The sequence below is a fragment of the Hafnia paralvei genome (assembly GCF_020150375.1).
Lineage (GTDB): Bacteria > Pseudomonadota > Gammaproteobacteria > Enterobacterales > Enterobacteriaceae > Hafnia > Hafnia paralvei.
This window is the reverse complement of the sequence record NZ_CP083737.1, coordinates 1,405,582-1,430,730: the sequence shown is the minus strand read 5'-3', so window position 1 is coordinate 1,430,730 and position 25,149 is coordinate 1,405,582. Positions and strand designations below refer to the sequence as shown.

The 25,149-nt window shown below is 49.1% G+C and carries 20 protein-coding genes and 7 tRNA genes; 25 read left to right on the top strand and 2 right to left on the bottom strand.

Going from position 1 to position 25,149, the window contains the following annotated elements; all coding sequences use genetic code 11:
• The first annotated feature begins 66 nt into the window (after positions 1–66).
• The 12 genes from nagB (at position 67) to K9N75_RS06705 (ending at position 7,438) form a co-directional block, all read left to right on the top strand.
• Positions 67–867 carry a glucosamine-6-phosphate deaminase gene (nagB, locus tag K9N75_RS06760; protein WP_224452387.1) on the top strand — a complete coding sequence of 267 codons (801 nt, stop codon included), beginning with the start codon at positions 67–69 and terminating at the stop codon, positions 865–867.
• A gap of 27 nt (positions 868–894) precedes the next feature.
• Positions 895–2,046, top strand: a complete 1,152-nt coding sequence (nagA, locus tag K9N75_RS06755) for an N-acetylglucosamine-6-phosphate deacetylase (RefSeq protein WP_061060285.1) — start codon at positions 895–897, stop codon at positions 2,044–2,046.
• Positions 2,047–2,121: 75 nt separating this feature from the next.
• On the top strand, positions 2,122–3,354 hold the full coding sequence (gene nagC / locus K9N75_RS06750; RefSeq protein WP_039187134.1) for a DNA-binding transcriptional regulator NagC: 1,233 nt from the start codon (positions 2,122–2,124) through the stop codon (positions 3,352–3,354).
• 330 nt (positions 3,355–3,684) lie between these two features.
• Positions 3,685–4,437, top strand: coding sequence for an HAD-IIA family hydrolase (locus tag K9N75_RS06745; protein WP_020303874.1), 753 nt, complete (start codon positions 3,685–3,687; stop codon positions 4,435–4,437).
• 327 nt (positions 4,438–4,764) lie between these two features.
• Complete coding sequence (asnB, locus tag K9N75_RS06740) at positions 4,765–6,432, top strand: asparagine synthase B (RefSeq protein WP_004096463.1); 1,668 nt, start codon at positions 4,765–4,767, stop codon at positions 6,430–6,432.
• A gap of 226 nt (positions 6,433–6,658) precedes the next feature.
• A tRNA-Met gene (locus tag K9N75_RS06735) sits at positions 6,659–6,735 on the top strand.
• Positions 6,736–6,763: 28 nt separating this feature from the next.
• Positions 6,764–6,848: transfer RNA gene (locus K9N75_RS06730), tRNA-Leu, on the top strand.
• A gap of 26 nt (positions 6,849–6,874) precedes the next feature.
• Positions 6,875–6,949 (top strand) — tRNA-Gln (locus K9N75_RS06725).
• A 50-nt stretch (positions 6,950–6,999) separates the two neighbouring features.
• Positions 7,000–7,074: transfer RNA gene (locus K9N75_RS06720), tRNA-Gln, on the top strand.
• 45 nt (positions 7,075–7,119) lie between these two features.
• Positions 7,120–7,196: transfer RNA gene (locus K9N75_RS06715), tRNA-Met, on the top strand.
• A gap of 2 nt (positions 7,197–7,198) precedes the next feature.
• Positions 7,199–7,273 (top strand) — tRNA-Gln (locus K9N75_RS06710).
• A 90-nt stretch (positions 7,274–7,363) separates the two neighbouring features.
• Positions 7,364–7,438 (top strand) — tRNA-Gln (locus tag K9N75_RS06705).
• A gap of 97 nt (positions 7,439–7,535) precedes the next feature.
• Here K9N75_RS06705 and ubiF read toward each other — a convergent pair.
• Positions 7,536–8,711 carry a 3-demethoxyubiquinol 3-hydroxylase gene (gene ubiF, locus K9N75_RS06700; RefSeq protein WP_008812749.1) on the bottom strand — a complete coding sequence of 392 codons (1,176 nt, stop codon included), beginning with the start codon at positions 8,709–8,711 and terminating at the stop codon, positions 7,536–7,538.
• A gap of 284 nt (positions 8,712–8,995) precedes the next feature.
• Between ubiF and miaB the strand changes: the two genes are divergently transcribed.
• The 12 genes from miaB (at position 8,996) to rihA (K9N75_RS06640) (ending at position 21,608) form a co-directional block, all read left to right on the top strand.
• Complete coding sequence (gene miaB / locus K9N75_RS06695) at positions 8,996–10,420, top strand: tRNA (N6-isopentenyl adenosine(37)-C2)-methylthiotransferase MiaB (protein WP_004096460.1); 1,425 nt, start codon at positions 8,996–8,998, stop codon at positions 10,418–10,420.
• 345 nt (positions 10,421–10,765) lie between these two features.
• On the top strand, positions 10,766–11,824 hold the full coding sequence (locus tag K9N75_RS06690) for a PhoH family protein (RefSeq protein ID WP_008812747.1): 1,059 nt from the start codon (positions 10,766–10,768) through the stop codon (positions 11,822–11,824).
• Positions 11,825–11,850: 26 nt separating this feature from the next.
• On the top strand, positions 11,851–12,324 hold the full coding sequence (gene ybeY / locus K9N75_RS06685) for an rRNA maturation RNase YbeY (RefSeq protein ID WP_020303875.1): 474 nt from the start codon (positions 11,851–11,853) through the stop codon (positions 12,322–12,324).
• Between the two features lie 111 nt (positions 12,325–12,435).
• On the top strand, positions 12,436–13,320 hold the full coding sequence (gene corC / locus K9N75_RS06680; protein ID WP_004096455.1) for a CNNM family magnesium/cobalt transport protein CorC: 885 nt from the start codon (positions 12,436–12,438) through the stop codon (positions 13,318–13,320).
• A 7-nt stretch (positions 13,321–13,327) separates the two neighbouring features.
• Positions 13,328–14,851: an apolipoprotein N-acyltransferase gene (lnt, locus tag K9N75_RS06675; protein ID WP_008812746.1), complete on the top strand. Its 1,524-nt coding sequence runs from the start codon at positions 13,328–13,330 to the stop codon at positions 14,849–14,851.
• Between the two features lie 143 nt (positions 14,852–14,994).
• Complete coding sequence (locus K9N75_RS06670) at positions 14,995–15,582, top strand: MSMEG_1061 family FMN-dependent PPOX-type flavoprotein (RefSeq protein WP_008812745.1); 588 nt, start codon at positions 14,995–14,997, stop codon at positions 15,580–15,582.
• A 533-nt stretch (positions 15,583–16,115) separates the two neighbouring features.
• Positions 16,116–17,030 carry an amino acid ABC transporter substrate-binding protein gene (locus K9N75_RS06665; RefSeq protein ID WP_008812744.1) on the top strand — a complete coding sequence of 305 codons (915 nt, stop codon included), beginning with the start codon at positions 16,116–16,118 and terminating at the stop codon, positions 17,028–17,030.
• A gap of 340 nt (positions 17,031–17,370) precedes the next feature.
• Positions 17,371–18,111 (top strand): amino acid ABC transporter permease, encoded by a 741-nt coding sequence (locus tag K9N75_RS06660; RefSeq protein ID WP_004096447.1) that lies wholly within the window; start codon positions 17,371–17,373, stop codon positions 18,109–18,111.
• Positions 18,111–18,785 carry a glutamate/aspartate ABC transporter permease GltK gene (gene gltK, locus K9N75_RS06655; protein ID WP_008812743.1) on the top strand — a complete coding sequence of 225 codons (675 nt, stop codon included), beginning with the start codon at positions 18,111–18,113 and terminating at the stop codon, positions 18,783–18,785. Before K9N75_RS06660 ends, gltK begins: the two co-directional genes overlap by 1 nt.
• Positions 18,785–19,510: an amino acid ABC transporter ATP-binding protein gene (locus tag K9N75_RS06650; protein ID WP_008812742.1), complete on the top strand. Its 726-nt coding sequence runs from the start codon at positions 18,785–18,787 to the stop codon at positions 19,508–19,510. The genes gltK and K9N75_RS06650 overlap by 1 nt, the downstream gene beginning before the upstream one ends.
• A gap of 203 nt (positions 19,511–19,713) precedes the next feature.
• On the top strand, positions 19,714–20,664 hold the full coding sequence (rihA, locus tag K9N75_RS06645; protein ID WP_061060288.1) for a pyrimidine-specific ribonucleoside hydrolase RihA: 951 nt from the start codon (positions 19,714–19,716) through the stop codon (positions 20,662–20,664).
• An 11-nt stretch (positions 20,665–20,675) separates the two neighbouring features.
• Positions 20,676–21,608 (top strand): pyrimidine-specific ribonucleoside hydrolase RihA, encoded by a 933-nt coding sequence (gene rihA, locus K9N75_RS06640; protein WP_039187140.1) that lies wholly within the window; start codon positions 20,676–20,678, stop codon positions 21,606–21,608.
• Between the two features lie 54 nt (positions 21,609–21,662).
• On the opposite strand, the gene K9N75_RS06635 is transcribed toward rihA (K9N75_RS06640), so the two are convergent.
• Positions 21,663–22,145, bottom strand: a complete 483-nt coding sequence (locus tag K9N75_RS06635; protein ID WP_008812739.1) for a zinc ribbon-containing protein — start codon at positions 22,143–22,145, stop codon at positions 21,663–21,665.
• A 413-nt stretch (positions 22,146–22,558) separates the two neighbouring features.
• Here K9N75_RS06635 and leuS point away from each other — a divergent pair, with 413 nt between their 5' ends.
• Positions 22,559–25,141 (top strand): leucine--tRNA ligase, encoded by a 2,583-nt coding sequence (leuS, locus tag K9N75_RS06630; RefSeq protein ID WP_008812738.1) that lies wholly within the window; start codon positions 22,559–22,561, stop codon positions 25,139–25,141.
• Positions 25,142–25,149: the final 8 nt, after the last annotated feature.

The window sequence follows — 25,149 nt, the reverse complement described above, 5'->3', positions numbered from 1 at the left end:
TACGCTTTATAAGAGCGATGTGGACCCCCGTTTTTAATATAGATTTATATTAGCTAAAGGTGCCCTATGAGACTGATCCCACTGAGTAATGCTGCAGACGTAGGTTTATGGTCTGCTCGTCATATTGTTAACCGCATCAATGCGTTTAAACCAACGGCTGAACGTCCATTTGTGCTCGGCTTGCCGACTGGCGGTACACCGCTACAAACCTACAAACGCCTAATCGGACTCCACAAAGCAGGCGAAGTTAGCTTTAAAAACGTTGTGACGTTCAACATGGACGAGTACATCGGACTGCCGGAAGAGCATCCGGAAAGCTACCATAGCTTCATGTATAATAATTTTTTCAATCACGTAGATATCCCACGTGAAAACATTAACTTACTTAACGGCAACGCGCCTGACGTAGACACTGAATGCCGCCGCTATGAAGAGAAGATTAAGTCCTACGGCAAAATCAATCTGTTTATGGGCGGTGTAGGCAACGACGGTCATATTGCATTTAACGAGCCGGCCTCATCGTTAGCTTCTCGTACCCGTATCAAAACGCTGACAGAAGAAACGCGCATCGCTAACTCTCGATTCTTTGATGGCGACATGACTAAAGTGCCAAAATACGCATTAACCGTGGGTGTTGGTACGCTGCTTGATGCCGAAGAAGTGATGATTCTGGTCACCGGTCACGCCAAAGCTCAGTCGCTGCAAGCCGCCGTTGAAGGCAGTGTTAACCATATGTGGACCATCAGTGCCCTACAGCTTCATCCAAAATCAGTCATCGTATGTGATGAACCTTCCACGATGGAACTGAAGGTTAAAACCGTTAAGTACTTCCGCGAATTAGAAGCGGAAAATATGAAGAATTTATAATTTTCAACCTGTAACCAGGGGGATGTGATGTACGCTCTGACCCATTGTCGGATTTATACCGGCCACGATATTCTCGACGACCATGCAGTAATGATCGCCAATGGCTTAATTAAACAGATCTGTCCTGTCGCTGAGCTTCCGTCAGGCATCGAAACTCACGATCTGGGCGGAGCAATCCTTGCTCCTGGTTTCATCGATCTGCAGCTTAATGGCTGTGGTGGCGTCCAGTTTAATGATTCTGCCGAAGCGGTTTCTGAAGAAACGCTGGAAATCATGCAGCATGCCAATGAAAAATCAGGCTGTACTAGCTATTTACCAACGCTAATCACCTGTGCCGATGACTTAATGAAGCACGGTATCGACGTGATGCGCAGCTATCTGGCTAAACACCAGAACCAAGCGCTGGGTCTGCATATCGAAGGCCCTTATATCAGCTTGGAAAAGAAAGGCACCCATAATCCCAAATTCATCCGTAAGCCCGATCATGAAATGATTGATTTCATGTGTGAGCATGCCGATGCGATCGCTAAAGTGACCATGGCACCGGAAGTCGCCACGCCGGAGTCTATCAAACAGCTTAAAGCTGCGGGTATCGTGGTGTCTGCAGGCCACTCTAATGCGACTTATGAAGAAGGCCGCAAAGGTTTTGCCGCAGGCATGAGCTTCGCCACGCACCTGTATAATGCCATGCCAGTCATTGCTGGCCGTGCACCAGGGCTAATGGGCGCTATTTTTGATACCCCTGAAGTTTACGCAGGGATCATTGCCGACGGCCATCATGTTGCCTGGCCAAGCATCCGTCTGGCTAAACGTCTGAAAGGCGAGCACCTCGTGTTGGTCACTGATGCCACAGCTCCCGCAGGAGCGAATATCGATCACTTCATTTTTGCCGGAAAAACAGTATATTACCGCAATGGTTTAGTGGTTGATGAAAATGGCACGCTGAGTGGCTCAGCGCTCACCATGATCGAAGCGGTACAGAACAGCGTGGAACACGTGGGAATCGCGCTCGATGAAGCCTTGCGGATGGCTACGCTTTACCCTGCTCGCGCGGTTGGCGTTGATACACAACTGGGCAGTATCGAAGAGGGGAAAGTCGCTAACCTAACGGCCTTCACTTCAGATTACCGTGTGATAAAAACCATTGTGAACGGTGAAACTGTTTACGAAAACAAATAATAGAGAGAACGTACTTCAGTCTGCGCGCTCTCTTTTATAACTTGATATCTATTTTTAATCGCGGGTAATAAATTGATGACCACAGGCGGGCAAGGACAAATCGGTAATGTAGATCTGGTCAAACAGCTTAACAGTGCAGCTGTTTATCGTTTGATTGACCTGCAAGGCCCTATTTCGCGCATTCAAATTGCCGAAGTGAGCCAGCTTGCCCCTGCCAGCGTCACCAAAATTACCCGCCAACTGCTAGAGCGCGGGCTGATCAAAGAAGTCGATCAGCAAGCGTCTACCGGTGGCCGCCGTGCCATTTCCATTGTTACCGAAACCCGCCTTTTCAACACTATCGCTATCCGCTTAGGGCGCCATGACGCCACCATCACCCTATATGATATGAGCGGAAAGGCATTGGCGGAAGAACATTATCCGTTACCTGAACGCACTCAGGAAACAGTGGAAAACGCACTGCTGAATAACATCGATCAGTTCATGCTGGCCTATCAGCGCAAAATTCGTGAGCTGATTGCTATCGCCGTGATCCTCCCAGGTCTAGTCGATCCCCAACACGGTATCGTGCGCTACATGCCCCATATTGCCGTTAACGATTGGCAATTGGTTAGCGTGCTGGAAGACCGATTTAACGTGACAAGTTTTGTCGGCCACGATATCCGTAGCCTTGCCTTAGCCGAACACTATTTTGGGGCAACACGCGACTGCGAAGACTCAATGTTAGTACGCTTACACCGCGGCACCGGTGCGGGCATTATCGTGAATGAAAAAATCTTCCTTGGTAGCAAAGGCAACGTTGGTGAGATTGGGCATATCCAAATCGATCCGCTGGGCGAGCGCTGCCACTGCGGTAATTTCGGCTGTTTAGAAACCGTGGCAGCCAATGCTGCGATAGAACAACGTGTGCGCCATTTATTAGAGCAAGGCTATCCAAGCAAGCTCACACTAGACGATTGCTCTATCAGCGCTATCTGCAAAGCGGCAAACAAAGGCGACGCACTGGCAACAGAAGTCATTGAGCTGGTTGGACGCTACTTAGGTCGAGCTATCTCCATTGCTATCAATATGTTCAACCCACAAAAAGTCGTGATTGCCGGTGAGATTATTGAAGCCGAGAAAACGCTACTGCCTGCGATTCAAAGCTGTATCAATACGCAGGTGTTAAAGAATTTCCGCCAAAATCTACCCGTCGTGACCTCAGAGCTTGATCATCGCTCAGCCATTGGCGCCTTTGCGCTGGTAAAACGCGCTATGCTTAACGGCGTGCTGCTGCAGCGATTGCTGGAAGGGCAACATCCGCACTAATCCTCTGCTTAACTAATCCTCTGCTTATGTAAAACCGGATCAGCATTAGCTGTATTCGTCCCCCAATACATCTTCTGCTAGGCGCATATTTAAGCGCAGTTTACTGCGCTCCCAGAGGTCGTCATCACTGACGCGAGTAAGCTCATCAGAATTGCTGACAGGCGTGGTACAATTTACCCCCGAAATAATTGGAGCGGCATGCAGTCGGCAAGTTTGTGAGTCACTAGGCGCAGAGGTAACGATGTTACTAGAGTGAACAAACGCAGCCAACGCGCACACTGCTTCAAATATGACGGGTATCTGTCTGTCAATCTAATGAGTAATAACCCTATGACAATTAAAAGTATTATTTGTGACATCGATGGCGTTTTGATGCACGACAACACCCCAGTTCCGGGGGCTGATAAATTTTTAGCGCGTATTCAGGAACGAGATATTCCTCTGGTTATTCTAACCAACTATCCTTCTCAAACCGCACAGGATTTAGCTAACCGCTTTTCTGCTGCGGGTCTTGAAGTCCCTGAAAGTGCCTTTTATACCTCGGCTATGGCAACCGCTGATTTTCTAAAGCGTCAGGAAGGGAAAAAAGCCTATGTCATCGGCGAGGGGGCGCTTATCCACGAACTGTATAAAGCCGGCTTTACTATTACCGACATCAACCCTGACTTCGTTATCGTGGGGGAAACCCGTTCTTATAACTGGGAGATGATCCATAAAGCTTCTTACTTTGTGGTTAACGGCGCGCGTTTTATTGCCACCAACCCTGACACACACGGCCGTGGTTTCTATCCTGCCTGTGGCGCGCTGTGCGCACCTATCGAATTAATTTCAGGCCGCAAGCCTTTCTATGTAGGTAAACCTAGCCCATGGATTATTCGCGCCGCACTCAACAAAATGCAGGCCCATTCAGAAAGTACCGTTATTATCGGTGATAACTTGAATACGGATATTCTGGCGGGCTTCCAAGCCGGTTTGGAAACCATTCTCGTGTTATCTGGCGTGTCTACGCTAAATGACGTCGATAATATGCCTTTCCGCCCGAATTACATTTATCCCTCTGTTGCGGATATCGACATCATCTAATTCCCCCGCCAATAGCGTCTGAGCACTTCGCTTCATAGCCAGCAGGCGCTATTGGCTGAAATTTTATTTTTCCGCATTTTTCTCCTTCGCCTCCCTGCTGCAAAAAATTAGCGATTCATCAATTAAATCGCGCGCAAAATGAATATCCGCTAATTTTTATGCGAGTGGCACAAACTATTTCTCACCATTAAGTTAAACCACTTGCATTATATTCAGGTTTTGACGCAATTTGTTATGCATAGCAGCGGTAACATAAACCAAAAACCATTTACCGCCTAAAACTGACCCACAACGTCACAACTCGACAATGCAGTATGGGAGAAATCTATGTGTTCTATCTTTGGTGTGCTTGATTTAAAAACCGATCCTGTTGAGCTGCGTAAAAAAGCGCTCGAACTGTCACGCTTAATGCGTCACCGTGGCCCAGATTGGTCTGGCGTTTATGCGTCTGATAACGCGATTCTGGCGCATGAGCGCCTGTCTATCGTTGACGTCAACAACGGTGCTCAGCCGTTATACAATGCCGCGCACACCCATGTTTTAGCCGTGAATGGTGAAATTTATAACCATCAGGCACTGCGTCAACGCTTTGAAGGGCGCTATGAGTTCCAGACCGCCTCCGACTGCGAAGTGATTTTGGCGCTGTATGAAGAAAAAGGCGCCGCGTTTCTGGATGAGTTGCAGGGAATGTTTGCTTTTATCCTGTATGACGCTGACAAAAACAGCTATCTGATTGGCCGCGATCACCTAGGGATTATCCCGCTGTATATGGGCTATGACGAACACGGTAACTTCTACGTGGCTTCTGAAATGAAGGCGCTGGTGCCCGTTTGCCGCACGATTAAAGAATTCCCCGCCGGTAGCTATATGTCGAGCGATGATGGTGAGATTCATAGCTACTATCAACGTGACTGGTTTGAGTTCGACAATGTCAAAGATAACGTCACTGACGCAGCGCAGCTAAAAGAAGCGCTGGAAGATTCAGTAAAAAGTCATTTGATGTCTGATGTCCCTTACGGCGTATTGCTGTCCGGCGGGTTAGACTCCTCGGTCATTTCAGCCATCACTAAAAAATTTGCCGCCCGCCGAGTGGAAGATGATGAGCGCAGTGAAGCCTGGTGGCCACAGTTGCACTCCTTTGCTGTCGGTTTAGAAGGCTCTCCCGATTTAAAAGCAGCCCAAGAGGTCGCGAACCATTTAGGCACGGTGCATCATGAAATTCATTTCACCGTACAAGAAGGCTTAGATGCTATTCGCGATGTGATTTATCACATTGAAACCTACGATGTGACCACCATTCGAGCGTCTACACCGATGTATCTGATGGCGCGTAAAATTAAAGCCATGGGCATCAAAATGGTGCTTTCCGGAGAAGGTGCCGACGAAGTGTTCGGGGGATACCTCTATTTCCATAAAGCGCCGAATGCTAAAGAGTTCCATGAAGAAACGGTGCGTAAACTGCTCGCTCTGCATATGTATGACTGCGCACGCGCTAACAAAGCGATGTCAGCGTGGGGGGTAGAAGCACGCGTGCCGTTCTTGGATAAAAAATTCCTTGATGTGGCGATGCGTCTTAACCCGAAAGATAAAATGTGTGGTAACGGCAAAATGGAGAAGTACATTCTGCGCGAATGTTTTGAATCCTATCTGCCTGCCAGCGTCGCGTGGCGTCAAAAAGAACAGTTCTCGGATGGCGTAGGTTATAGCTGGATCGATACCTTAAAAGAAACTGCGAATCAGCAGATTAGCGATCAAATGTTGGCAAATGCGCATTTCCGCTTCCCTTACAACACGCCAAACTCAAAAGAAGGCTATTTGTATCGCGAAATTTTTGAAGAATTATTCCCAGTGCCAAGCGCAGCGGAGTGTGTACCCGGCGGACCATCGGTTGCCTGCTCTTCAGCAAAAGCGATCGAATGGGACGAATCTTTCAAAAAAATGGACGACCCATCGGGTCGTGCGGTAGGCGTACATCAATCTGCTTATCAAAAATAGCATTTTAACTAAACGGCGAACTTTTATAGTTCGCCGTTTTTTTTACCACTAACGCTGTTTTAGCCCATTAATAAGCCTAATTTTTGTTGATTTTCTCACCGAGCTGTATAATCCCCGCGCAAACGTGCTTCAGATGCCCTTTTCCGATAAAAAAGGGGTTGACGCAACTTTCTCATATACGCATAATGCGCCCCGCAACGCCGATGAAGGTTGGCGATAAATAGATGGCTACGTAGCTCAGTTGGTTAGAGCACATCACTCATAATGATGGGGTCACAGGTTCGAATCCCGTCGTAGCCACCATCTATTTTGAACACCTTCGATTAAATGAGCGGGAGTGGCGAAATTGGTAGACGCACTAGATTTAGGTTCTAGCGCCGCAAGGTGTACGAGTTCAAGTCTCGTCTCCCGCACCATTTAAACGACTCGGTTTTGCAGCGGATGGGGTATCGCCAAGCGGTAAGGCACTGGGTTTTGATCCCAGCATTCCCAGGTTCGAATCCTGGTACCCCAGCCATCCTTTTCCTCGGAAATCCACGAAAAGGTTTGCTGAATTCTATACCCGATTGGGGTATCGCCAAGCGGTAAGGCACTGGGTTTTGATCCCAGCATTCCCAGGTTCGAATCCTGGTACCCCAGCCATAGAATTGGCTAATAGAATCAAGCAACACAGAAATTCCTTGAGTTGGCTACGTAGCTCAGTTGGTTAGAGCACATCACTCATAATGATGGGGTCACAGGTTCGAATCCCGTCGTAGCCACCATTTGGGGTATCGCCAAGCGGTAAGGCACCGGATTCTGATTCCGGCATTCCGAGGTTCGAATCCTCGTACCCCAGCCAATTCCATAAGTCTGTCTTCTTAACAGGTTTACGCATCGTAAGATGCCGCGTTAGAGATTACTCGCGCACCCAAGGTTTTAAACGAACATTTGGGGTATCGCCAAGCGGTAAGGCACCGGATTCTGATTCCGGCATTCCGAGGTTCGAATCCTCGTACCCCAGCCAAAGAAAGAAAAAGCTCGCTTATCGCGGGCTTTTTTTTCGTCTTTAATTTGATGTCGATGACGTTTCCCCTCCTCGTCACCAAGGAGGGGTTTGCACGCTATAAACCTAATGCATATTTCAGCGCCCGTTTCTTCAGTTCACCGGAACGCTCAGCGGCCATCAGACCGAAGTTTCTTATGAGCTGTAGCGGTTTCAATTCATTGCTGAACGCAGCATAAAAAACATCCATGCCTGCCTGCATTAATAAATTGTCCGGACGACGACGACGTTGATAACGCTTGAGGATCTCCTCGCTGTGCCAAATCTCGCCCTGCTGACGCGCTTTAATTACGACATCCAGCAACGCATCCACATCACGATAGCCAAGATTAACGCCCTGCCCCGCCAGCGGGTTAATGGTGTGTGCAGCGTCACCTAACAGCGCCAGCCCTTCTTGCACATAGCGGTTAGCGTGACGTCGTACCAGCGGGAAAGATCCGGCCGCGATAGCCGTGACATTGCCTAAACGCTCAGGAAACGTATGCTTGATCTCTTGCGTGAGCTGCGTCATGGGCAGTGCCATCAATTGACGAATTCGAGCAGGGCTGTCATACCACACCAAAGATGCCCAATTTTCCCACAGCGGTAAAAACGCACGCGGTCCCTGTGGCGTAAATTGCTGCCAAGTGACGTCTAATGGGTCATCTTGCGTTTGAACAGAGATCAGCATGCATGATTGGCGATATTGCCAACCACGCACACCAATGCCGGCTAATGAACGTACCTGTGAGTTAGCCCCGTCCGCACCGATAACCAGTTTGGCTTCGATTTGGCTGCCGTCATTCAAGCTAACACCCCAACCGTCGTTTAACCGCGTTAGCATTTTTAGTTCAGCCGGAACATTGAGCGTAATATTGGGCATCTGCTCCAAGTGTTGCCAAAGTGCGAGCTGCAATACCTCATTTTCCAACATGTGGCCTAGTTCAGGTATCCCCAGATCTTTAGCGCTGAAACTAACGCGAGAAGCATCCCACTCCCAAGTTTCCAAACCACGATAGGCAGCACTACGCATTTGCCGCACATCTTTCCAAACGCCTAAGCTGTCTAACAACGCCACCGAAGAGGCACTGATAGCCGAAATTCGTAAATCTGGCGGCTGTGACGGGTCAAACGGCCGTGGGCGACGATTCTCTACTACCGTGACTGAAAAACCAGCCTGTGCCAATCCTAGCGCCGTAGCGGCACCGACCATGCCGCCACCAATTACCACCACATCACTTTTTTGCTCGGCCATCGCTGTCTCCCATCAATTAATGCTCCTAGTGTACCGGATTTTACCTCTGACTCAGCCTATCCCCGAAATAATTGGCGTTGCTCAAGATATTATGGGTACATAAAGCGTGAGGTGATAGGGTAGTCACGGCTAATGGCAAAGATTACAATAGCCGACCTGCGTATGGGCTTGTTCCGACACCTCTACCTTTGATTATCTAAAACGGGGTCACCCGATATTCATTCTGTTTTAGATACCAGTGCCGGTCTGTCCGAAATCCACCTGCATATAGCAATGGCAATTCGATGACACAAAAACTGCATATTAAAACCTGGGGCTGTCAGATGAATGAGTATGACTCATCTAAGATGGCTGATTTACTGGGCAGCACGCACGGTTTCGAACTGACTGACAATGCCGAAGAGGCAGATGTCTTGCTGCTTAATACCTGCTCAATTCGCGAAAAAGCACAAGAGAAGGTCTTCCACCAGCTCGGTCGCTGGAAGCTGCTGAAAGAAGCCAACCCGAACGTCATTATCGGCGTCGGCGGCTGCGTGGCCTCACAGGAAGGTAAACTGCTGCGCCAACGTGCCCACTATGTGGATATCGTTTTTGGCCCACAAACACTGCACCGTCTACCGGAAATGATTAACAAGGTACGGGGCAGCAAAAGCCCTGTTGTTGACGTTAGTTTCCCTGAAATTGAAAAATTTGACCGCCTGCCAGAGCCGCGCGCTGAAGGTCCTAGCGCCTTTGTTTCGATCATGGAAGGCTGTAATAAATACTGCACCTACTGCGTTGTACCTTATACTCGCGGTGAAGAAGTCAGCCGCCCTGCCGACGACGTGCTGTTTGAAATCGCTCAGCTAGCGGCTCAAGGCGTACGTGAAGTCAATCTGCTCGGACAAAACGTGAATGCCTACCGCGGCCCCTCTTTCGACGGCGATATTTGTACGTTTGCCGAACTGCTGCGCTTGGTTGCCGCGATTGACGGCATTGATCGCATTCGTTTTACCACCAGCCATCCCATCGAATTCACCGACGATATTATCGCCGTTTATGAAGATACACCTGAGCTGGTGAGCTTCCTGCACCTTCCGGTGCAAAGCGGCTCCGACCGCATACTCAATTTGATGAAGCGCACTCACACAGTGCTCGAATATAAGTCCATCATCCGTAAGCTGCGTAAGGCACGACCTGATATTCTTATCAGTTCTGATTTTATTATTGGCTTCCCTGGTGAAACGCAGGAGGATTTCGAGCAAACCATGAAACTGATTGCCGAAGTCAATTTCGATGTGAGCTACAGCTTTGTATTCTCACCGCGTCCAGGCACTCCTGCAGCCGATATGGCTGATGACGTACCAGAAGAAGAGAAAAAGCAGCGTCTGTACATTCTGCAAGATCGCATCAACCAGCAAGCTCAGAGCTACAGTCGTAAAATGGTGGGCACCGTACAGCGTATTTTGGTTGAAGGCATTTCACGTAAAAACGTAATGGAAATGTCAGGCCGTACTGAAAACAATCGCGTGGTGAACTTTGAAGGCTCACCAGAGCTGGTTGGAACCTTTGTCGATGTAGAAATCACAGAGGTGAGAACGAACTCACTGCGTGGCGTATTAGTTCGTACCGAAGATCAAATGGATCTGCGTGTGCACGAATCCCCGGAGTCGGTCATTGCGCGAACCCGAAAAGAGGATGCTCTGGGGGTAGGAAGCTATCAGCCTTAGTTCTTGATACGCAAAATTAAGCACCGTGCGTCGGTAATGCGAGCTGTTGACAAGATCGAGATACACGGGTTTACCGCAGGGTGGGGCGCTCCGGCAGCTAAAGCTGCTACGACCCCATCCCTACGATTCCCCTAAAATCAGACGTCAGAAACGCTCATTATCGTTCTACGGTGCTTTTTTATTATTCACCGTTGAAATAACGCGCATCCTCCCCCATTGAATAATGAGAAATTGCGAAGCGTATTGACAATTCTGGTCACAATGGCCCGCAGATGAAGAATAATAGCGTTATGCCATGTATCATTTACGCTATTAGTTATAGGGTATTCAGCTCAGAGGAATAGTTTGAACATTATCACTGAAGAACTTGCATTAGAACCGGCAGATAATCAGCGACTAAACAGCCTGTGTGGCCCGTTTGATGACAATATTAAGCAACTCCAGCGCCGTTTAGGCATAGAAATCAGTCATCGTGATAACCACTTTAAGCTGGTGGGTAAGTCGGCCTGTGTCAGCGCGGCAAAAGATATCCTGCGTCATCTGTATGTTGATACTGCGCCGATGCGTGGACATATCCCTGATATCATCCCTGAACAAGTCCATTTGGCAATCAAAGAAAGTGGTGTATTGGAACAGGTTACAGACCATGTTCCTGAATATGGCAAAGCGGTCAATATCAAGACCAAACGCGGCGTTATCAAGCCTCGCACCCCTAATCAGGCACAGTACATTGCTAACGTGCTCGATCATGACATCACCTTTGGCGTAGGTCCTGCCGGTACAGGTAAAACATATTTGGCCGTTGCCGCTGCCGTGGATGCATTAGAGCGCCAAGAAATTCGCCGTATTTTGCTAACCCGCCCCGCGGTTGAAGCCGGTGAAAAACTCGGGTTTCTTCCGGGCGATCTGAGCCAAAAAGTCGATCCATACCTGCGCCCGTTATACGATGCGTTGTTTGAAATGCTGGGCTTTGAACGCGTTGAAAAGCTGATGGAGCGTAACGTTATCGAAGTTGCGCCGCTGGCCTACATGCGCGGACGAACATTGAATGATGCGTTTATTATTCTGGATGAAAGCCAGAACACCACCATCGAGCAGATGAAAATGTTCCTGACCCGTATCGGTTTTAACTCAAAAGCGGTTATTACCGGTGACGTAACCCAGATTGACCTGCCACGTGCGCAAAAATCAGGGCTTCGCCATGCCATTGAAGTGCTTTCTTCCGTTGAAGAGATCAGCTTCAACTTCCTAACCAGCGAAGACGTGGTGCGCCACCCTGTCGTTGCACAGGTGGTTATGGCCTATGAAGCATGGGAAATCGCCGAGCAGAAACGTAAAGATGAGCAGGCTGAACAGCGCAAGCGTGAAGCTCAGACATCAGCCTCAGGGCAAGAAACACACTAAGCTGGATGTATTATGAGCAACAAAATATGAGCAATGTAATATTAGATCTGCAAATCGCCTGCGAGAATACTGAGGGGCTGCCCGCCGAAGCTGATTTCCGTTTATGGCTGGAAGCCGTGCTGCCAAAGTTTCAGGAAGAGGCAGAGGTCACCATCCGCTTGGTCGATGAAGCTGAGAGTCATGAACTGAATATGACCTATCGTGGTAAGGATAAACCGACCAACGTGTTATCCTTCCCGTTCGAAGCGCCTCCGGGCATTGAGCTTCCTCTGCTGGGTGATATGATTATCTGTCGACAGGTTGTTGAAGCAGAAGCAAAAGAGCAAGAAATTACCCTGCTCTCGCATTGGGCACATATGGTTGTCCACGGCAGTCTGCATCTGCTAGGGTATGACCACATCATCGATGAAGAAGCAGAAGAAATGGAGGCTTTAGAAGCTGAAATCATGCAGGAACTCGGGTATCCCGATCCTTATGCAGCTGAAAAAGAATCCGACTAAATGATTACAGTGACCACGTAAAATGCGCGGTCACTATTGTTATATCCTGATATGACTTTAAACATGCAGGGTATATTGACCATTAATTATAGGTAACCACACACTAACGCCATGAGCGACGACCATTCACAAAACAACGATAGCCCCAGTCCCAAAAAGGGCTTTTTCTCTCTGATTCTCAACCAACTATTTCACGGTGAACCGAAAAACCGTGGAGATTTAGTTGAACTGATCCGTGATTCCGAACAAAACGACCTGATCGATCCCGATACCCGTGACATGCTGGAAGGCGTGATGGATATTGCCGAGCAACGCGTTCGTGACATCATGATCCCACGCAGCCAAATGGTCACCTTGAAACGTAATCAGACGCTTGAAGAGTGTCTGGACGTGATTGTTGATTCTGCGCACTCTCGTTTCCCAGTGATTAGCGAAGATAAAGATCACATCGAAGGGATTTTGATGGCTAAGGATCTGCTGCCGTTTATGCGCAGTGATTCCGAACCCTTCAGCATCGATAGAGTGCTCCGCGCTGCGGTCGTTGTCCCAGAGAGCAAACGTGTTGACCGTATGCTCAAAGAGTTCCGCTCACAGCGGTATCATATGGCGATCGTCATCGATGAATTTGGCGGCGTCTCCGGCTTGGTCACCATCGAGGATATTCTCGAGCTGATCGTAGGGGAAATCGATGATGAATATGATGAAGTTGAAGATCGCGACGTACGCCAGATCAGCCGTCATATGTACACCGTGCGTGCGCTGACTCAGATTGAAGACTTTAACGAAGCCTTTGGTACCCACTTCAGCGATGAAGAAGTGGACACCGTGGGGGGGTTGGTGATGCAGGCGTTTGGTCATTTACCGGCTCGTGGCGAAACCATTGACATCGATGGTTACCAATTCAAAGTAGCCATGGCCGATAGTCGACGCATTATACAGGTTCATGTCAAAATCCCGGATGAGTCCCCTCAACCGAAATTGGATCTGGAAGATTAATAACAACATGTGTTCATTACTTCAACGCCAGTGGGTTCGCGCCTTACTGGCGCTCATATTGGGTGCCGCTGGCACCCTTTCGTTCTCCCCCTACGATTTCTGGCCCGCAGCGCTAATTTCGCTGATTGGCCTACTTGCCGTTACCCTTAATCGCACAACTAAGCAGGCCGTTGGATTGGGCTTCCTATGGGGAATGGGATTATTTGGCACCGGAATCAACTGGGTTTACGTCAGTATCGAACAGTTTGGTGGAATGCCAACGCCGGTCAGCATGTCTCTGGTAGTACTGCTAGCCGCCTATCTTGCGTTGTATCCAATGCTGTTTGCTGGTTTGCTTAACCGATTTTGGCCCACCACCAACGTTTGGCGTTTAGCCATTGCGGCACCTGCGCTGTGGCAGCTTACCGAGTTCCTGCGCGGCTGGGTTTTAACTGGCTTTCCATGGTTGCAGTTTGGCTATAGCCAAATCAACGGTCCGCTGAAAGGACTGGCTCCTATTGCCGGTGTCGATACCATTACCTATCTACTGATGATCATCAGTGGATTGTTTGTACTTGCTCTATCGCTGCGCAAAATAGCGCCAGCCATTGTCGCTCTCGCGTTGTTACTGCTCCCTTGGCCGCTGCGTGGCATTCAGTGGTATCAGAACCAGACCGATAAGGCCGTCAATGTCGCGATGGTTCAGGGCAACATTGAGCAATCAATGAAGTGGGATCCGAACGCGCTCATCACGACGTTACAGGCTTATCTCGACGAATCTCGCCCTTACTTGGGCAAGGCTCCAATTATTATTTGGCCTGAGTCTGCTATTCCAGACACTGAGAAAAATCAGAATCAATTCCTGACAATGCTCGATACCCTTTTCCGCTCGCACCACAGCAGCCTGATCACCGGCATTGTTGATGAGCGAATGACCCATTATGGCCCGACTTATTACAACACCGTAATCGTCTTGGGGGAAAAAGAGCCTTATGTATATCCGAGCAAAAACCGTTACAACAAGCACCATCTAGTACCGTTTGGCGAGTTTGTACCAATGGAAGATTTGCTTCGACCACTAGCGCCGTTCTTTAATCTACCGATGTCAGCTTTTAGCCGCGGTGATTACATCCAGCCACAGCTTAGCGTTCAGGGTTATAAACTCACTGCGGCGATTTGCTATGAAATCGTGCTGGGTGAACAGGTGCGAGCTAATTTCCGTGCTGATACCAACTTCTTGCTCACCGTGTCTAACGATGCTTGGTTTGGACACTCTATCGGCCCGTGGCAGCATTTCCAAATGGCTCGTATGCGTGCGCTGGAGTTAGGGCGCCCACTGCTGCGTAGCACTAACAACGGTGTGACTGCTGCGGTAGATGCATCAGGTAATGTCATCGCTGAAATCCCACAGTTTGAACGTAAGGTCTTGGAAGTGAATGTCGCACCAACCACTGGCATCACGCCTTATGTTCTCTTTGGCTCCATTCCATTATGGATCATTACCTTTGCCATGGCGGGTGTTGCGCTGATTGCTGGACGTAAACGCCGCTAATCTCCGATTCGATACGCTCATTCTCTCTGCCTCCCCTTTTCACTAGGGGAGGCAGAGAGAAGCCCTCTCTCACCTCATGATTGCGAATCACACTCACTACTGTTAATGTTCCCGCCAATTTCCCTGCCGTTAATGAGAAAGCTATGCAGCTAAACCCTGAATTTATCATTGCCGATGAGCAAAAATTGCGTGAACACTATGCTCAGCCCAATAAGATGGTGCTGCAAAAGCAGATTGATCACATTGATAGCTATGCGCGCCAGCTTATTGAAGCCTCTCCGTTTGTGGTGATTTCTACCATTGGCGAAAAAGGCATGGATTGCTCCCCCAAAGGCGGCGATGAAGGTTTTGTACAGGTTGCGGATGAGAAAACACTGCTGTTGCCCGATCTGCCCGGCAATAATCGTTTAGATGGTATTAGCAATTTGCTACATAACCCAACGATTGGGTTGTTGTTTTTAATACCAGGATGGAGCGAAGCATTTCGCGTCAATGGCACCGCCCAAATCAGCGTCGATCCCGATTTGTGTAAGCGATTCTACGTGCAAGAAAATGCAGCACGTAGTGTGCTGGTCATAAACGTGGAAGAAGCTTTCATTCACTGTGGTCGAGCAGTGACCTTTGGCGGACTGTGGGACACTGAGCGTCATATTAATCCCAAATCGCTTCCTTCAATTATGGAAATAGCCCACGCCCACATTGCCCTATCCCAAGCCCCTTCCCGCGACTGATATCTTCCGAGGGCTCCCCTGTGAGCCCTCATTTTCTGGCACACCTCTTGCAGTAATTTCAGCATAAAAACCCAAAACCGCTGGTTAGCAGTCATTGGCGAGTACGATTGCACAAATTTGATGCATTAAGTGCATTATTTTTGTGCATCGCGAATTTTATGCCACTAAATGGTGCGGTTTATGTCTCAAATTATAAACATAATAATATCATTTTAATTACATTAGGCTATTTTGCTATCAAGTAGCGATGTTTTTCGCTCGCTTCACGAGAAGCAAAGAATCTGGACAGTCGGGTAAATGTACTAAAGCGCCGTCGTTCCGGCACCCAAGTGCAAGCTGATAATAAATCAGCAAAAAACTTATAAAACAAAAACCTATATACCCACATATTTTGAGTTGTACGACAAAACGTCAGCTTTCTTGCACTGCGCAAAGCGCTGGACCCAACAGGGTAAGCGGGAGAGCTAACGCACATACAACGTGAAGTATGAAGGGGATAAAACTTGTAGCACAACAATCGAAGGAGTACGCGAATGCAAATGCGCAAACTGGCGTTATCAATGTTGCTGATCGGTATGTCGAGCACTATGGTTCATGCCGCTGACGATCAGAAAAGTGAAGCCACATCAGACACCCTGCAAAAGATTAAAAACAACGGCGTGATCGTTGTTGGTCACCGCGAATCGTCTGTTCCTTTCTCTTACTACGACAACGCTCAGAAAGTGGTTGGCTACTCTCAGGATTACTCAAACCAAATCGTGGATGCGGTGAAAAAACAGCTGAACATGCCTAATTTACAGGTAAAAATGCTGCCAATCACCTCACAAAACCGCATCCCTCTGCTGCAAAACGGCACCTTTGATTTTGAATGTGGCTCCACCACCAATAACGCGGAACGTCAGCAACAGGCCGCCTTCTCAAATACCATCTTTGTTGTCGGTACGCGCTTGCTTGTGAAGAAAGGCGGCGACATTAAAGATTTCAAAGATCTGGCTGGCAAACCGGTAGTCGTGACATCAGGAACCACGTCTGAAATTCTGCTGAATAAGCTGAATGAAAAAGACAATATGAAAATGCGCATCATCAGTGCCAAAGATCACGGTGACTCCTTCCGTACGCTGGAAAGCGGCCGTGCGGTGGCGTTTATGATGGACGATGCTCTGCTGGCCGGTGAGCGCGCGAAGGCGAAGAAACCAGATCAGTGGGAAATCGTTGGCACACCGCAATCGCACGAAGCCTACGGCTGTATGCTGCGTAAAAACGATCCTGCATTCAAAAAGCTGATGGATGAAACCATTGCCAAAGCACAAACCTCTGGCGAAGCGGCTAAGTCGTATGAGCGTTGGTTTAATCAGCCTATCCCACCAAAAAATATGAACATGAACTTCGCACTCTCTGACGATATGAAGGCTCTATTTAAAGCACCAAACGACCAAATTGCTAAGTAACTCATAGCCTCTGCACGATTTAAGAATAAAGAGGATTATCGCCAAATTCATTGGAGTGGCGGCAAAGCTGGCAATCAGCGGCACCCGATAAACTTGTGTAAACAAGTCGTTAAGGTGAACGAATGCTGTTGTATAGCCGTAGCATCCAGTCAATAGGCGATAGATTGCTGACAAAACTTTGGGCAGGCAGAAAGGGGGAGATCGTTCCCTCCCCCTCTCTCGTCGCAGTTGTCTTGTCTTCAAATCAAAAGTTACTGTCGCCAATCTTTCGTGTATGCGGTCGCCTATCAAACCTAAAATCTGATAAGCGCCAGCCGTATATCACTTTAGGGAGTTATCTATGTCTATAGACTGGAACTGGGGCATATTTTTGCAACCGGCGCCTTTCGGCAACACCACGTATTTGGGCTGGATCTGGTCGGGCTTTCAGGTCACCGTCGCCCTGTCCATTTGCGCTTGGATTATCGCGTTCTTCGTGGGATCGATTTTCGGGATCCTGCGAACCGTTCCGAACCGTTTTCTCTCGACCATTGGGATGTGTTACGTCGAGCTCTTCCGTAACGTGCCATTGATCGTGCAGTTCTTTACTTGGTATTTAGTCATCCCTGAACTGTTGCCCGCCGATCTAGGTATGTGGTTCAAGAGTGAGCTCGATCCTAACGTACAGTTCTTTGTTTCATCGATGTTATGCCTTGGCCTATTCACCGCCGCTCGCGTCTGCGAACAGGTGCGCTCAGGCATTCAGTCGCTGCCGCGTGGACAGAAAAATGCCGGTCTAGCGATGGGGCTGACGCTGCCACAAACCTATCGCTACGTCCTACTTCCTAACGCCTATCGTGTCATCGTCCCGCCAATGACCTCCGAGATGCTTAATCTGGTTAAAAACTCGGCCATTGCCTCAACAATTGGTCTTGTCGACATGGCGGCTCAAGCCGGCAAACTGCTGGACTATTCTGCGCATGCCTACGAGTCCTTTACGGCAATTACGCTAGCCTACATTGCCATTAATGCCGTGATCATGCTGGTGATGCACTTTGTTGAACGCAAGATCCAGCTACCAGGGAATATGGGGAGCAAATAATGTACGAATTTGATTGGAGCTCTATTGTTCCCAGCCTGCCGTATCTGATGAACGGCATGGTCATTACGCTGAAAATTACGCTTATCGCCGTGGTGTTCGGCATTATCTGGGGCACTATTTTGGCAGTGATGCGTCTATCATCATTCAAGCTCATCAGCTGGTTTGCCACCCTGTACGTTAACCTATTCCGTTCCGTACCGCTGGTGATGGTGTTGCTGTGGTTCTACCTAGTTGTGCCTAGCTTATTACAACAAGTTCTAGGCTTATCACCAAAAACTGATATTCGGCTTATCTCAGCCATGGTAGCGTTTTCCTTGTTTGAGGCGGCCTATTACTCGGAAATCATTCGAGCCGGTATTCAAAGCGTTTCCAAAGGTCAGTCTGGTGCATCACTTGCGCTAGGAATGACCCACTGGCAATCAATGCGCTTGGTGATCCTACCGCAGGCGTTCCGCGCTATGGTGCCACTGTTACTGACTCAAGGGATCGTGCTGTTTCAAGATACGTCGCTGGTGTACGTACTTAGCTTGGCCGATTTCTTCCGCACCGCCTCAACCATCGGTGAGCGAGATGGGACGCAGGTAGAAATGATCCTATTTGCCGGTTTTGTTTATTTTATTATCAGCCTTGCAGCGTCTGCGCTGGTTAATTACTTGAAAAAAAGGACTGTTTGATGATTTCCCTGAAAAATGTTTCTAAGTGGTATGGTCACTTTCAGGTGCTGGCAGACTGCTCCACGGAAGTGAAAAAAGGCGAAGTGGTGGTGGTATGCGGCCCTTCGGGTTCAGGTAAATCTACCTTGATTAAAACTGTTAATGGCCTTGAACCCATTCAGAAAGGTGAGATTACCGTTAACGGCATTCAGGTTAACGATAAGCGCACTGACTTAGCCAAACTACGTTCAAAGGTCGGAATGGTATTTCAGCACTTTGAGTTGTTCCCTCATCTGTCGATCATCGAAAACCTGACGCTGGCGCAGGTGAAAGTTCTCGGGCGCGAAAAATCCGCGGCTAAGAGCAAAGGACTAAAATTGCTGGAACGCGTTGGGCTTTCTTCGCACGCAGATAAATTCCCAAGCCAGCTCTCCGGCGGCCAGCAGCAACGTGTGGCTATCGCCCGTGCGCTGTGCATGGATCCTGTTGCAATGCTATTTGACGAACCCACCTCGGCGCTCGATCCAGAGATGATCAACGAAGTGCTCGACGTGATGGTGGAACTCGCCAAAGAAGGGATGACCATGATGGTGGTGACGCATGAAATGGGCTTTGCTCGCAAAGTCGCGCATCGGGTGATCTTTATGGACGAAGGCAAAATCGTAGAAGATCGCAATAAAGACGACTTCTTCAATAATCCTGAATCCGAACGCGCCAAAGATTTCTTGGCCAAAATTATTCATTAGCATTTTTTTGCTTAACGAATGACGTTGTTAACGAACGCCTTGGTGAACAAATGATTTTGTGCGCAATTTCTACATTTTTGTAGGATTGCGCATTACCTCACGCTTTAAGCTCCTATTTCTATTCCAAATTTCTTCTGCACGTTAAGCTGGTCACACAATAACGCTCAAACAATAAAAACCGCTAATGACAGGAGTCTTACCTAATGTCTTTACCTATTATTCTTGATTGCGACCCAGGCCATGATGACGCTATCGCGTTGATCCTTGCTCTTGCCTCACCAGAGCTTGAGCTCAAAGCTGTCACAACCTCTGCCGGTAATCAGACACCAGACAAAACGTTGCGTAATGCTCTACGCATTCTGACATTACTGCAAAGAAGCGATATTCCCGTCGCGGGTGGCGCAGTAAAACCGCTAATGCGCGAACTGATTATTGCCGATAATGTACACGGCGAAAGCGGATTAGACGGACCTGATCTCCCCGAACCGAACTTTGCCCCACAAACATGTAACGCCGTAGAGCTGATTGCTCAGACGTTGCGGGCGAGCCAGCAGCCCGTCACCGTGGTCGCAACAGGCCCCTTGACTAACATTGCGCTGCTGCTGACGTCGCATCCAGAGCTTCACGCCAAAATCAGCCGTATCGTCATCATGGGGGGTGCAGCGATGCTAGGAAACTGGACCCCCGCCGCTGAGTTTAATATCTACGTTGATCCTGAAGCCGCTGAAATCGTCTTTCAATCCGGTTTACCCATTGTCATGGCTGGGCTGGACGTAACTCATCGCGCCCAAATTATGAGTGAAGATATCGAGCGATTCCGCCACCTAGGTAACCCGGTTGCAGATGTCGTCGCGGATTTACTGGATTTCTTTATGGAATATCACAAACAGGAAAAATGGGGATTCCAAGGCGCACCACTGCACGACCCTTGCACCATTGCATGGCTTATCAAGCCGGATATTTTCACCTGTGTCGATCGCTGGGTGGGCGTGGAAACACAGGGCAAATACACACAGGGGATGACCGTGGTGGATTATTACTCTCTCACCGCTAACCAGCCTAATACTACGGTCATGATGGACGTCGACCGTCAGGCATTTGTTGATTTACTGGTCGAACGTATCGGCGCGGCCTACGCCAATCTGGCTCGCTAAGGAGATAAAACATGTCCACCCCAATCATTTTCGATTGTGACCCCGGCCTCGATGATGCGATTGCACTCGCTATGGCGCTCCATTCGCCAGAGTTGGATATCAAAGCCGTAACCACGTCCGCGGGTAACCAAACCCCAGAAAAGACATTGCATAACGCCTTAGGCTTGCTCACTTTAATGCAGCGCACCGATATTCCGGTGGCCGGTGGAGCCAGCCAACCGCTAATGCGCAAACTGATGATTGCCGATCACGTTCACGGCGAAACAGGGATGGGAACCACCAAGTTGCCATCGCTCAGCATCAAACCTAATAAGCTCAACGCCGTCGAACTAATGGCAAAAATCCTGCGCGAAGCAGAAAGTGCCATCACGCTGGTGGTTACAGGGCCAATGACCAACGCAGCGCTACTGCTGGCGCAATATCCTGAGCTGAAAGCGAAAATCTCCCGCATCGTATTTATGGGCGGTGGAATCGACGGCGGTAATGCCACACCGGCGGCTGAGTTCAACATCATTGTCGATCCAGAGGCCGCAGAGATTGTTTTACAGTCTGGTGTGCCTCTGGTAATGGCCGGTCTCAATATGACACATCAAGCGTTAGTGATGGCCGATGAAGTCGAACAGATCCGTGCTATTAATAATCCAGTCGCAAAAGCCGTTGCCGAGATGCTCGATTTCTATCTGCCGCTTTACCTCAGCGGGCCACGTAAACTGCCCGGCGCGGCAATGCATGACCCATGCGTGGTGGCATGGTTGTTGAAACCTGAACTGTTTACCTCTGCCCATTATTGGGTTGGCGTTGAAACTCAGGGGAAATACACCACCGGCATGACCGTGGCTGACGTCTACAATCTCACCGGAAATACGCCCAATACGGAAGTATTACTCAGCGTTGACCGTAAGGGATTTGTGGATTTGTTGCTGGAAAGAGTCGCGCGCTATTAAGCATGTCATAACGTTAGTCATCCCCAGAATATTGGGGATGACTTTTAACGAGCCCTACGGCTGGAAAGGTTTGCGATGGAATTGGTCATGCCCACATTTCGGACACAGGGGCAGGACTTCCGGCGTGTAGAAATCTAGCGTGTAATGACATTTCTCACAGACTAAATGGCCTAAACCAACCACTTCACCGCTGTGGTATACGCCGTGATGGCTTACATCTTTAAACACTTCACGCCATTCCAACTGGGTTTTGTCGGTGATATCTGCCAGTTCCTGCCAGAGGCTCTCTTTAATGACGCGCATGAAGACGCTGTCGCTAAGCTCGTCTTTGCTCTCTTCGTAACTGCGAGCAAACTCTTCCAGATCGCGACGCACCGCCCGTTTGATCTGCTCCACTTCATCACGAGTCAAATCTTCGGCCTTGTTCAATTGTTTTTCGGCACTATTAATCAGCGCATCAATATCACGCTCGCCGTTTTTCAATCGTTCGGTTAATGCCGCGACCCATTGACGGTAATACTGAGCAACCTTGTTCATACCTTATCTCCGCGTGACGTGAATGCTTCTTTTAGTCTAACCTACAGTCAATTATTTTAGCCGTAAATACCTGAGTCGCCGTGATCTTTAGCCTGTGATCGGCATCTCAGCGTGACGCTTTTGTCCTTTATGATAAAGAAAAGCGATTCTGAGGGGCGCTAGCTGTTGTTGCACGCCGCGCTTATCGGCTATTCTATGCCGATCACTATTGATGACATATTGTCAAAAAAGCCATCTTTACTAAAAGTACGGTGTATATCCAAAGTCATTCGAGTTGCAGCAAGGCGGCAACGGAGCGAATCCCTAAGAGCTTAGGTCACTAAGTGACTAGGGGAAGTGAAGGCAGCCAACACCGCTGCGGCTTGAAAGACGAAGGGTATAGCTGTTTTTTACTAACAGGACCCTCAGCAGCCATGCAAGAGCAATATCGTCCAGAGGACATAGAATCACACGTCCAGCGCCATTGGGATGAAAAGAAAACCTTTCAGGTTACCGAAGATGCAAGCAAAGAGAAGTACTACTGCCTCTCCATGCTCCCGTATCCATCCGGCCGACTCCACATGGGTCACGTGCGTAACTACACCATCGGTGATGTGATTTCCCGTTACCAACGCATGCTGGGTAAAAACGTGCTCCAACCCATTGGTTGGGATGCGTTCGGTCTGCCAGCTGAAGGCGCTGCGGTTAAGAATAAAACAGCTCCTGCTCCGTGGACTTACGACAACATCGAATACATGAAGAACCAGCTTAAACTGCTGGGCTTCGGCTATGATTGGAGCCGCGAAATCGCGACCTGCGATCCTGACTACTACCGTTGGGAACAGTGGTTCTTCACCAAGCTGTACGAAAAAGGCATGGTTTACAAAAAGACCTCTGCCGTTAACTGGTGCCCTAATGACCAGACCGTACTGGCTAACGAACAGGTTATTGATGGCTGCTGCTGGCGCTGCGACACCAAAGTCGAGCGTAAGGAAATTCCACAGTGGTTCATCAAAATCACGGCTTATGCCGATCAGTTGCTAAACGATCTGGACACGCTGGAAAATTGGCCTGAGCAGGTCAAAACCATGCAGCGTAACTGGATTGGTCGTTCAGAAGGCGTCGAAATTACCTTTGATGTTGCCGACAGCGACGAAAAAGTCACCGTTTATACTACGCGTCCTGACACCTTTATGGGTGCCACCTATGTTGCTGTAGCCGCGGGGCATCCTCTGGCACAGCAAGGCGCCGCTAATAATCCAGAACTGGCTCAGTTCATCGATGAATGCCGTAATACCAAAGTTGCCGAAGCAGAAATGGCAACGATGGAGAAAAAAGGCATGGCGACGGGGTTGTTTGCCATCCACCCACTGACGGGCGAAAAGCTGCCGGTATGGGTCGCAAACTTCGTTCTGATGGAATACGGTACTGGCGCTGTTATGGCCGTTCCTGCTCACGATCAACGTGACTGGGAGTTCGCGACCAAATACGGTCTGCAGATCAAACCGGTTATTCTGAGCCTAGACGGCAGCCAGCCTGACGTCCATGCAGAAGCGATGACTGAGAAAGGCGTACTGTTCAACTCCGGCGAGTTTGACGGACTGGATCACGAAGCTGGTTTTAACGCCATTGCCGACAAGCTGGTCGAAAAAGGCGTTGGTGAGCGTAAAGTAAATTATCGTCTGCGTGACTGGGGGGTTTCTCGTCAACGCTACTGGGGTGCGCCAATTCCGATGGTCACTCTGGAAGACGGTACCGTTATTCCAACGCCAGAAGATCAACTGCCGGTTATTTTACCTGAAGATGTGGTTATGGATGGGATCACAAGCCCAATCAAAGCCGATCCTAATTGGGCAAAAACCACCGTTAACGGTCAACCAGCGCTGCGTGAAACTGATACTTTCGATACCTTTATGGAATCCTCTTGGTATTACGCTCGCTACACTTGCCCACAGTACAATGAAGGCATGTTGAATCCAGAAGCCGCTAACTACTGGCTGCCGGTCGATCAATATGTCGGTGGTATCGAACACGCCATCATGCACCTGATGTACTTCCGCTTCTTCCATAAACTGATGCGTGATGCTGGTCTGGTAAACTCTGATGAGCCAGCAAAACGCCTGCTGTGTCAGGGTATGGTTCTGGCTGATGCGTTCTACTACACCGGTGTTAACGGCGAACGTAACTGGGTTTCTCCGGTTGACGTCACCGTTGAACGTGATGAGAAAGGCCGCATCATCAAAGCTGTCGATAACGAAGGTCGTGAAGTTGTTTATGCGGGCATGAGCAAAATGTCCAAATCAAAAAACAACGGTATTGACCCTCAGGTCATGGTTGAGCGTTACGGCGCAGACACCGTACGCCTGTTCATGATGTTCGCCTCTCCGGCTGAGATGACGCTGGAATGGCAGGAATCTGGCGTTGAAGGTGCAAACCGCTTCCTGAAACGTGTCTGGAAACTGGTTTACGAACATACTCAAAAAGGCGCATGCGTAGACCTGAGCGTAGCTGGCCTGAATGAAGATCAGAAAGCACTGCGTCGCGATCTGCACAAAACGATTGCTAAAGTTAGCGATGATATCGGCCGCCGTCAGACCTTTAACACCGCGATTGCAGCGATTATGGAGCTCATGAATAAGCTGGCTCGTGCTCCGCAAGAGACCGAGCAAGACCGCGCTTTGATGCAAGAAGCACTGCTAGCCGTCGTTCGTATGCTGTATCCATTCACCCCGCATGCTAGCTTCGAAATGTGGACTGCGCTGGGCGGCGAAGGCGACATCGACGTTGCACCATGGCCCGTTGCCGATGAAAAAGCGATGGTTGAAGATTCTAAGCTGATCGTGGTTCAGGTTAATGGTAAAGTCCGTGGCAAGATCACCGTTGCGGCCGATGCGACTGAACAACAGGTTCGCGAACTGGCTGGACAAGAAGCGCAGGTCGCCAAATATCTCGACGGCGTGACCATTCGTAAAGTAATTTACGTTCCAGGTAAACTGCTGAACCTAGTTGTAGGTTGAGCCGAGGA

Bases quoted from the DNA above. Each gene is read 5' to 3' on its own strand.
- rihA (WP_039187140.1), top strand. From the start codon at position 20,676: ATGTCCACCCCAATCATTTTCGATTGTGACCCCGGCCTCGATGATGCG.
- miaB (WP_004096460.1), top strand. From the start codon at position 8,996: ATGACACAAAAACTGCATATTAAAACCTGGGGCTGTCAGATGAATGAG.
- nagB (WP_224452387.1), top strand. From the start codon at position 67: ATGAGACTGATCCCACTGAGTAATGCTGCAGACGTAGGTTTATGGTCT.
- K9N75_RS06660 (WP_004096447.1), top strand. From the start codon at position 17,371: ATGTCTATAGACTGGAACTGGGGCATATTTTTGCAACCGGCGCCTTTC.
- gltK (WP_008812743.1), top strand. From the start codon at position 18,111: ATGTACGAATTTGATTGGAGCTCTATTGTTCCCAGCCTGCCGTATCTG.
- lnt (WP_008812746.1), top strand. From the start codon at position 13,328: ATGTGTTCATTACTTCAACGCCAGTGGGTTCGCGCCTTACTGGCGCTC.
- leuS (WP_008812738.1), top strand. From the start codon at position 22,559: ATGCAAGAGCAATATCGTCCAGAGGACATAGAATCACACGTCCAGCGC.
- nagA (WP_061060285.1), top strand. From the start codon at position 895: ATGTACGCTCTGACCCATTGTCGGATTTATACCGGCCACGATATTCTC.
- corC (WP_004096455.1), top strand. From the start codon at position 12,436: ATGAGCGACGACCATTCACAAAACAACGATAGCCCCAGTCCCAAAAAG.
- K9N75_RS06650 (WP_008812742.1), top strand. From the start codon at position 18,785: ATGATTTCCCTGAAAAATGTTTCTAAGTGGTATGGTCACTTTCAGGTG.
- asnB (WP_004096463.1), top strand. From the start codon at position 4,765: ATGTGTTCTATCTTTGGTGTGCTTGATTTAAAAACCGATCCTGTTGAG.
- ybeY (WP_020303875.1), top strand. From the start codon at position 11,851: ATGAGCAATGTAATATTAGATCTGCAAATCGCCTGCGAGAATACTGAG.
- nagC (WP_039187134.1), top strand. From the start codon at position 2,122: ATGACCACAGGCGGGCAAGGACAAATCGGTAATGTAGATCTGGTCAAA.
- K9N75_RS06670 (WP_008812745.1), top strand. From the start codon at position 14,995: ATGCAGCTAAACCCTGAATTTATCATTGCCGATGAGCAAAAATTGCGT.
- K9N75_RS06665 (WP_008812744.1), top strand. From the start codon at position 16,116: ATGCAAATGCGCAAACTGGCGTTATCAATGTTGCTGATCGGTATGTCG.
- K9N75_RS06635 (WP_008812739.1), bottom strand. From the start codon at position 22,145: ATGAACAAGGTTGCTCAGTATTACCGTCAATGGGTCGCGGCATTAACC.
- rihA (WP_061060288.1), top strand. From the start codon at position 19,714: ATGTCTTTACCTATTATTCTTGATTGCGACCCAGGCCATGATGACGCT.
- K9N75_RS06745 (WP_020303874.1), top strand. From the start codon at position 3,685: ATGACAATTAAAAGTATTATTTGTGACATCGATGGCGTTTTGATGCAC.
- ubiF (WP_008812749.1), bottom strand. From the start codon at position 8,711: ATGGCCGAGCAAAAAAGTGATGTGGTGGTAATTGGTGGCGGCATGGTC.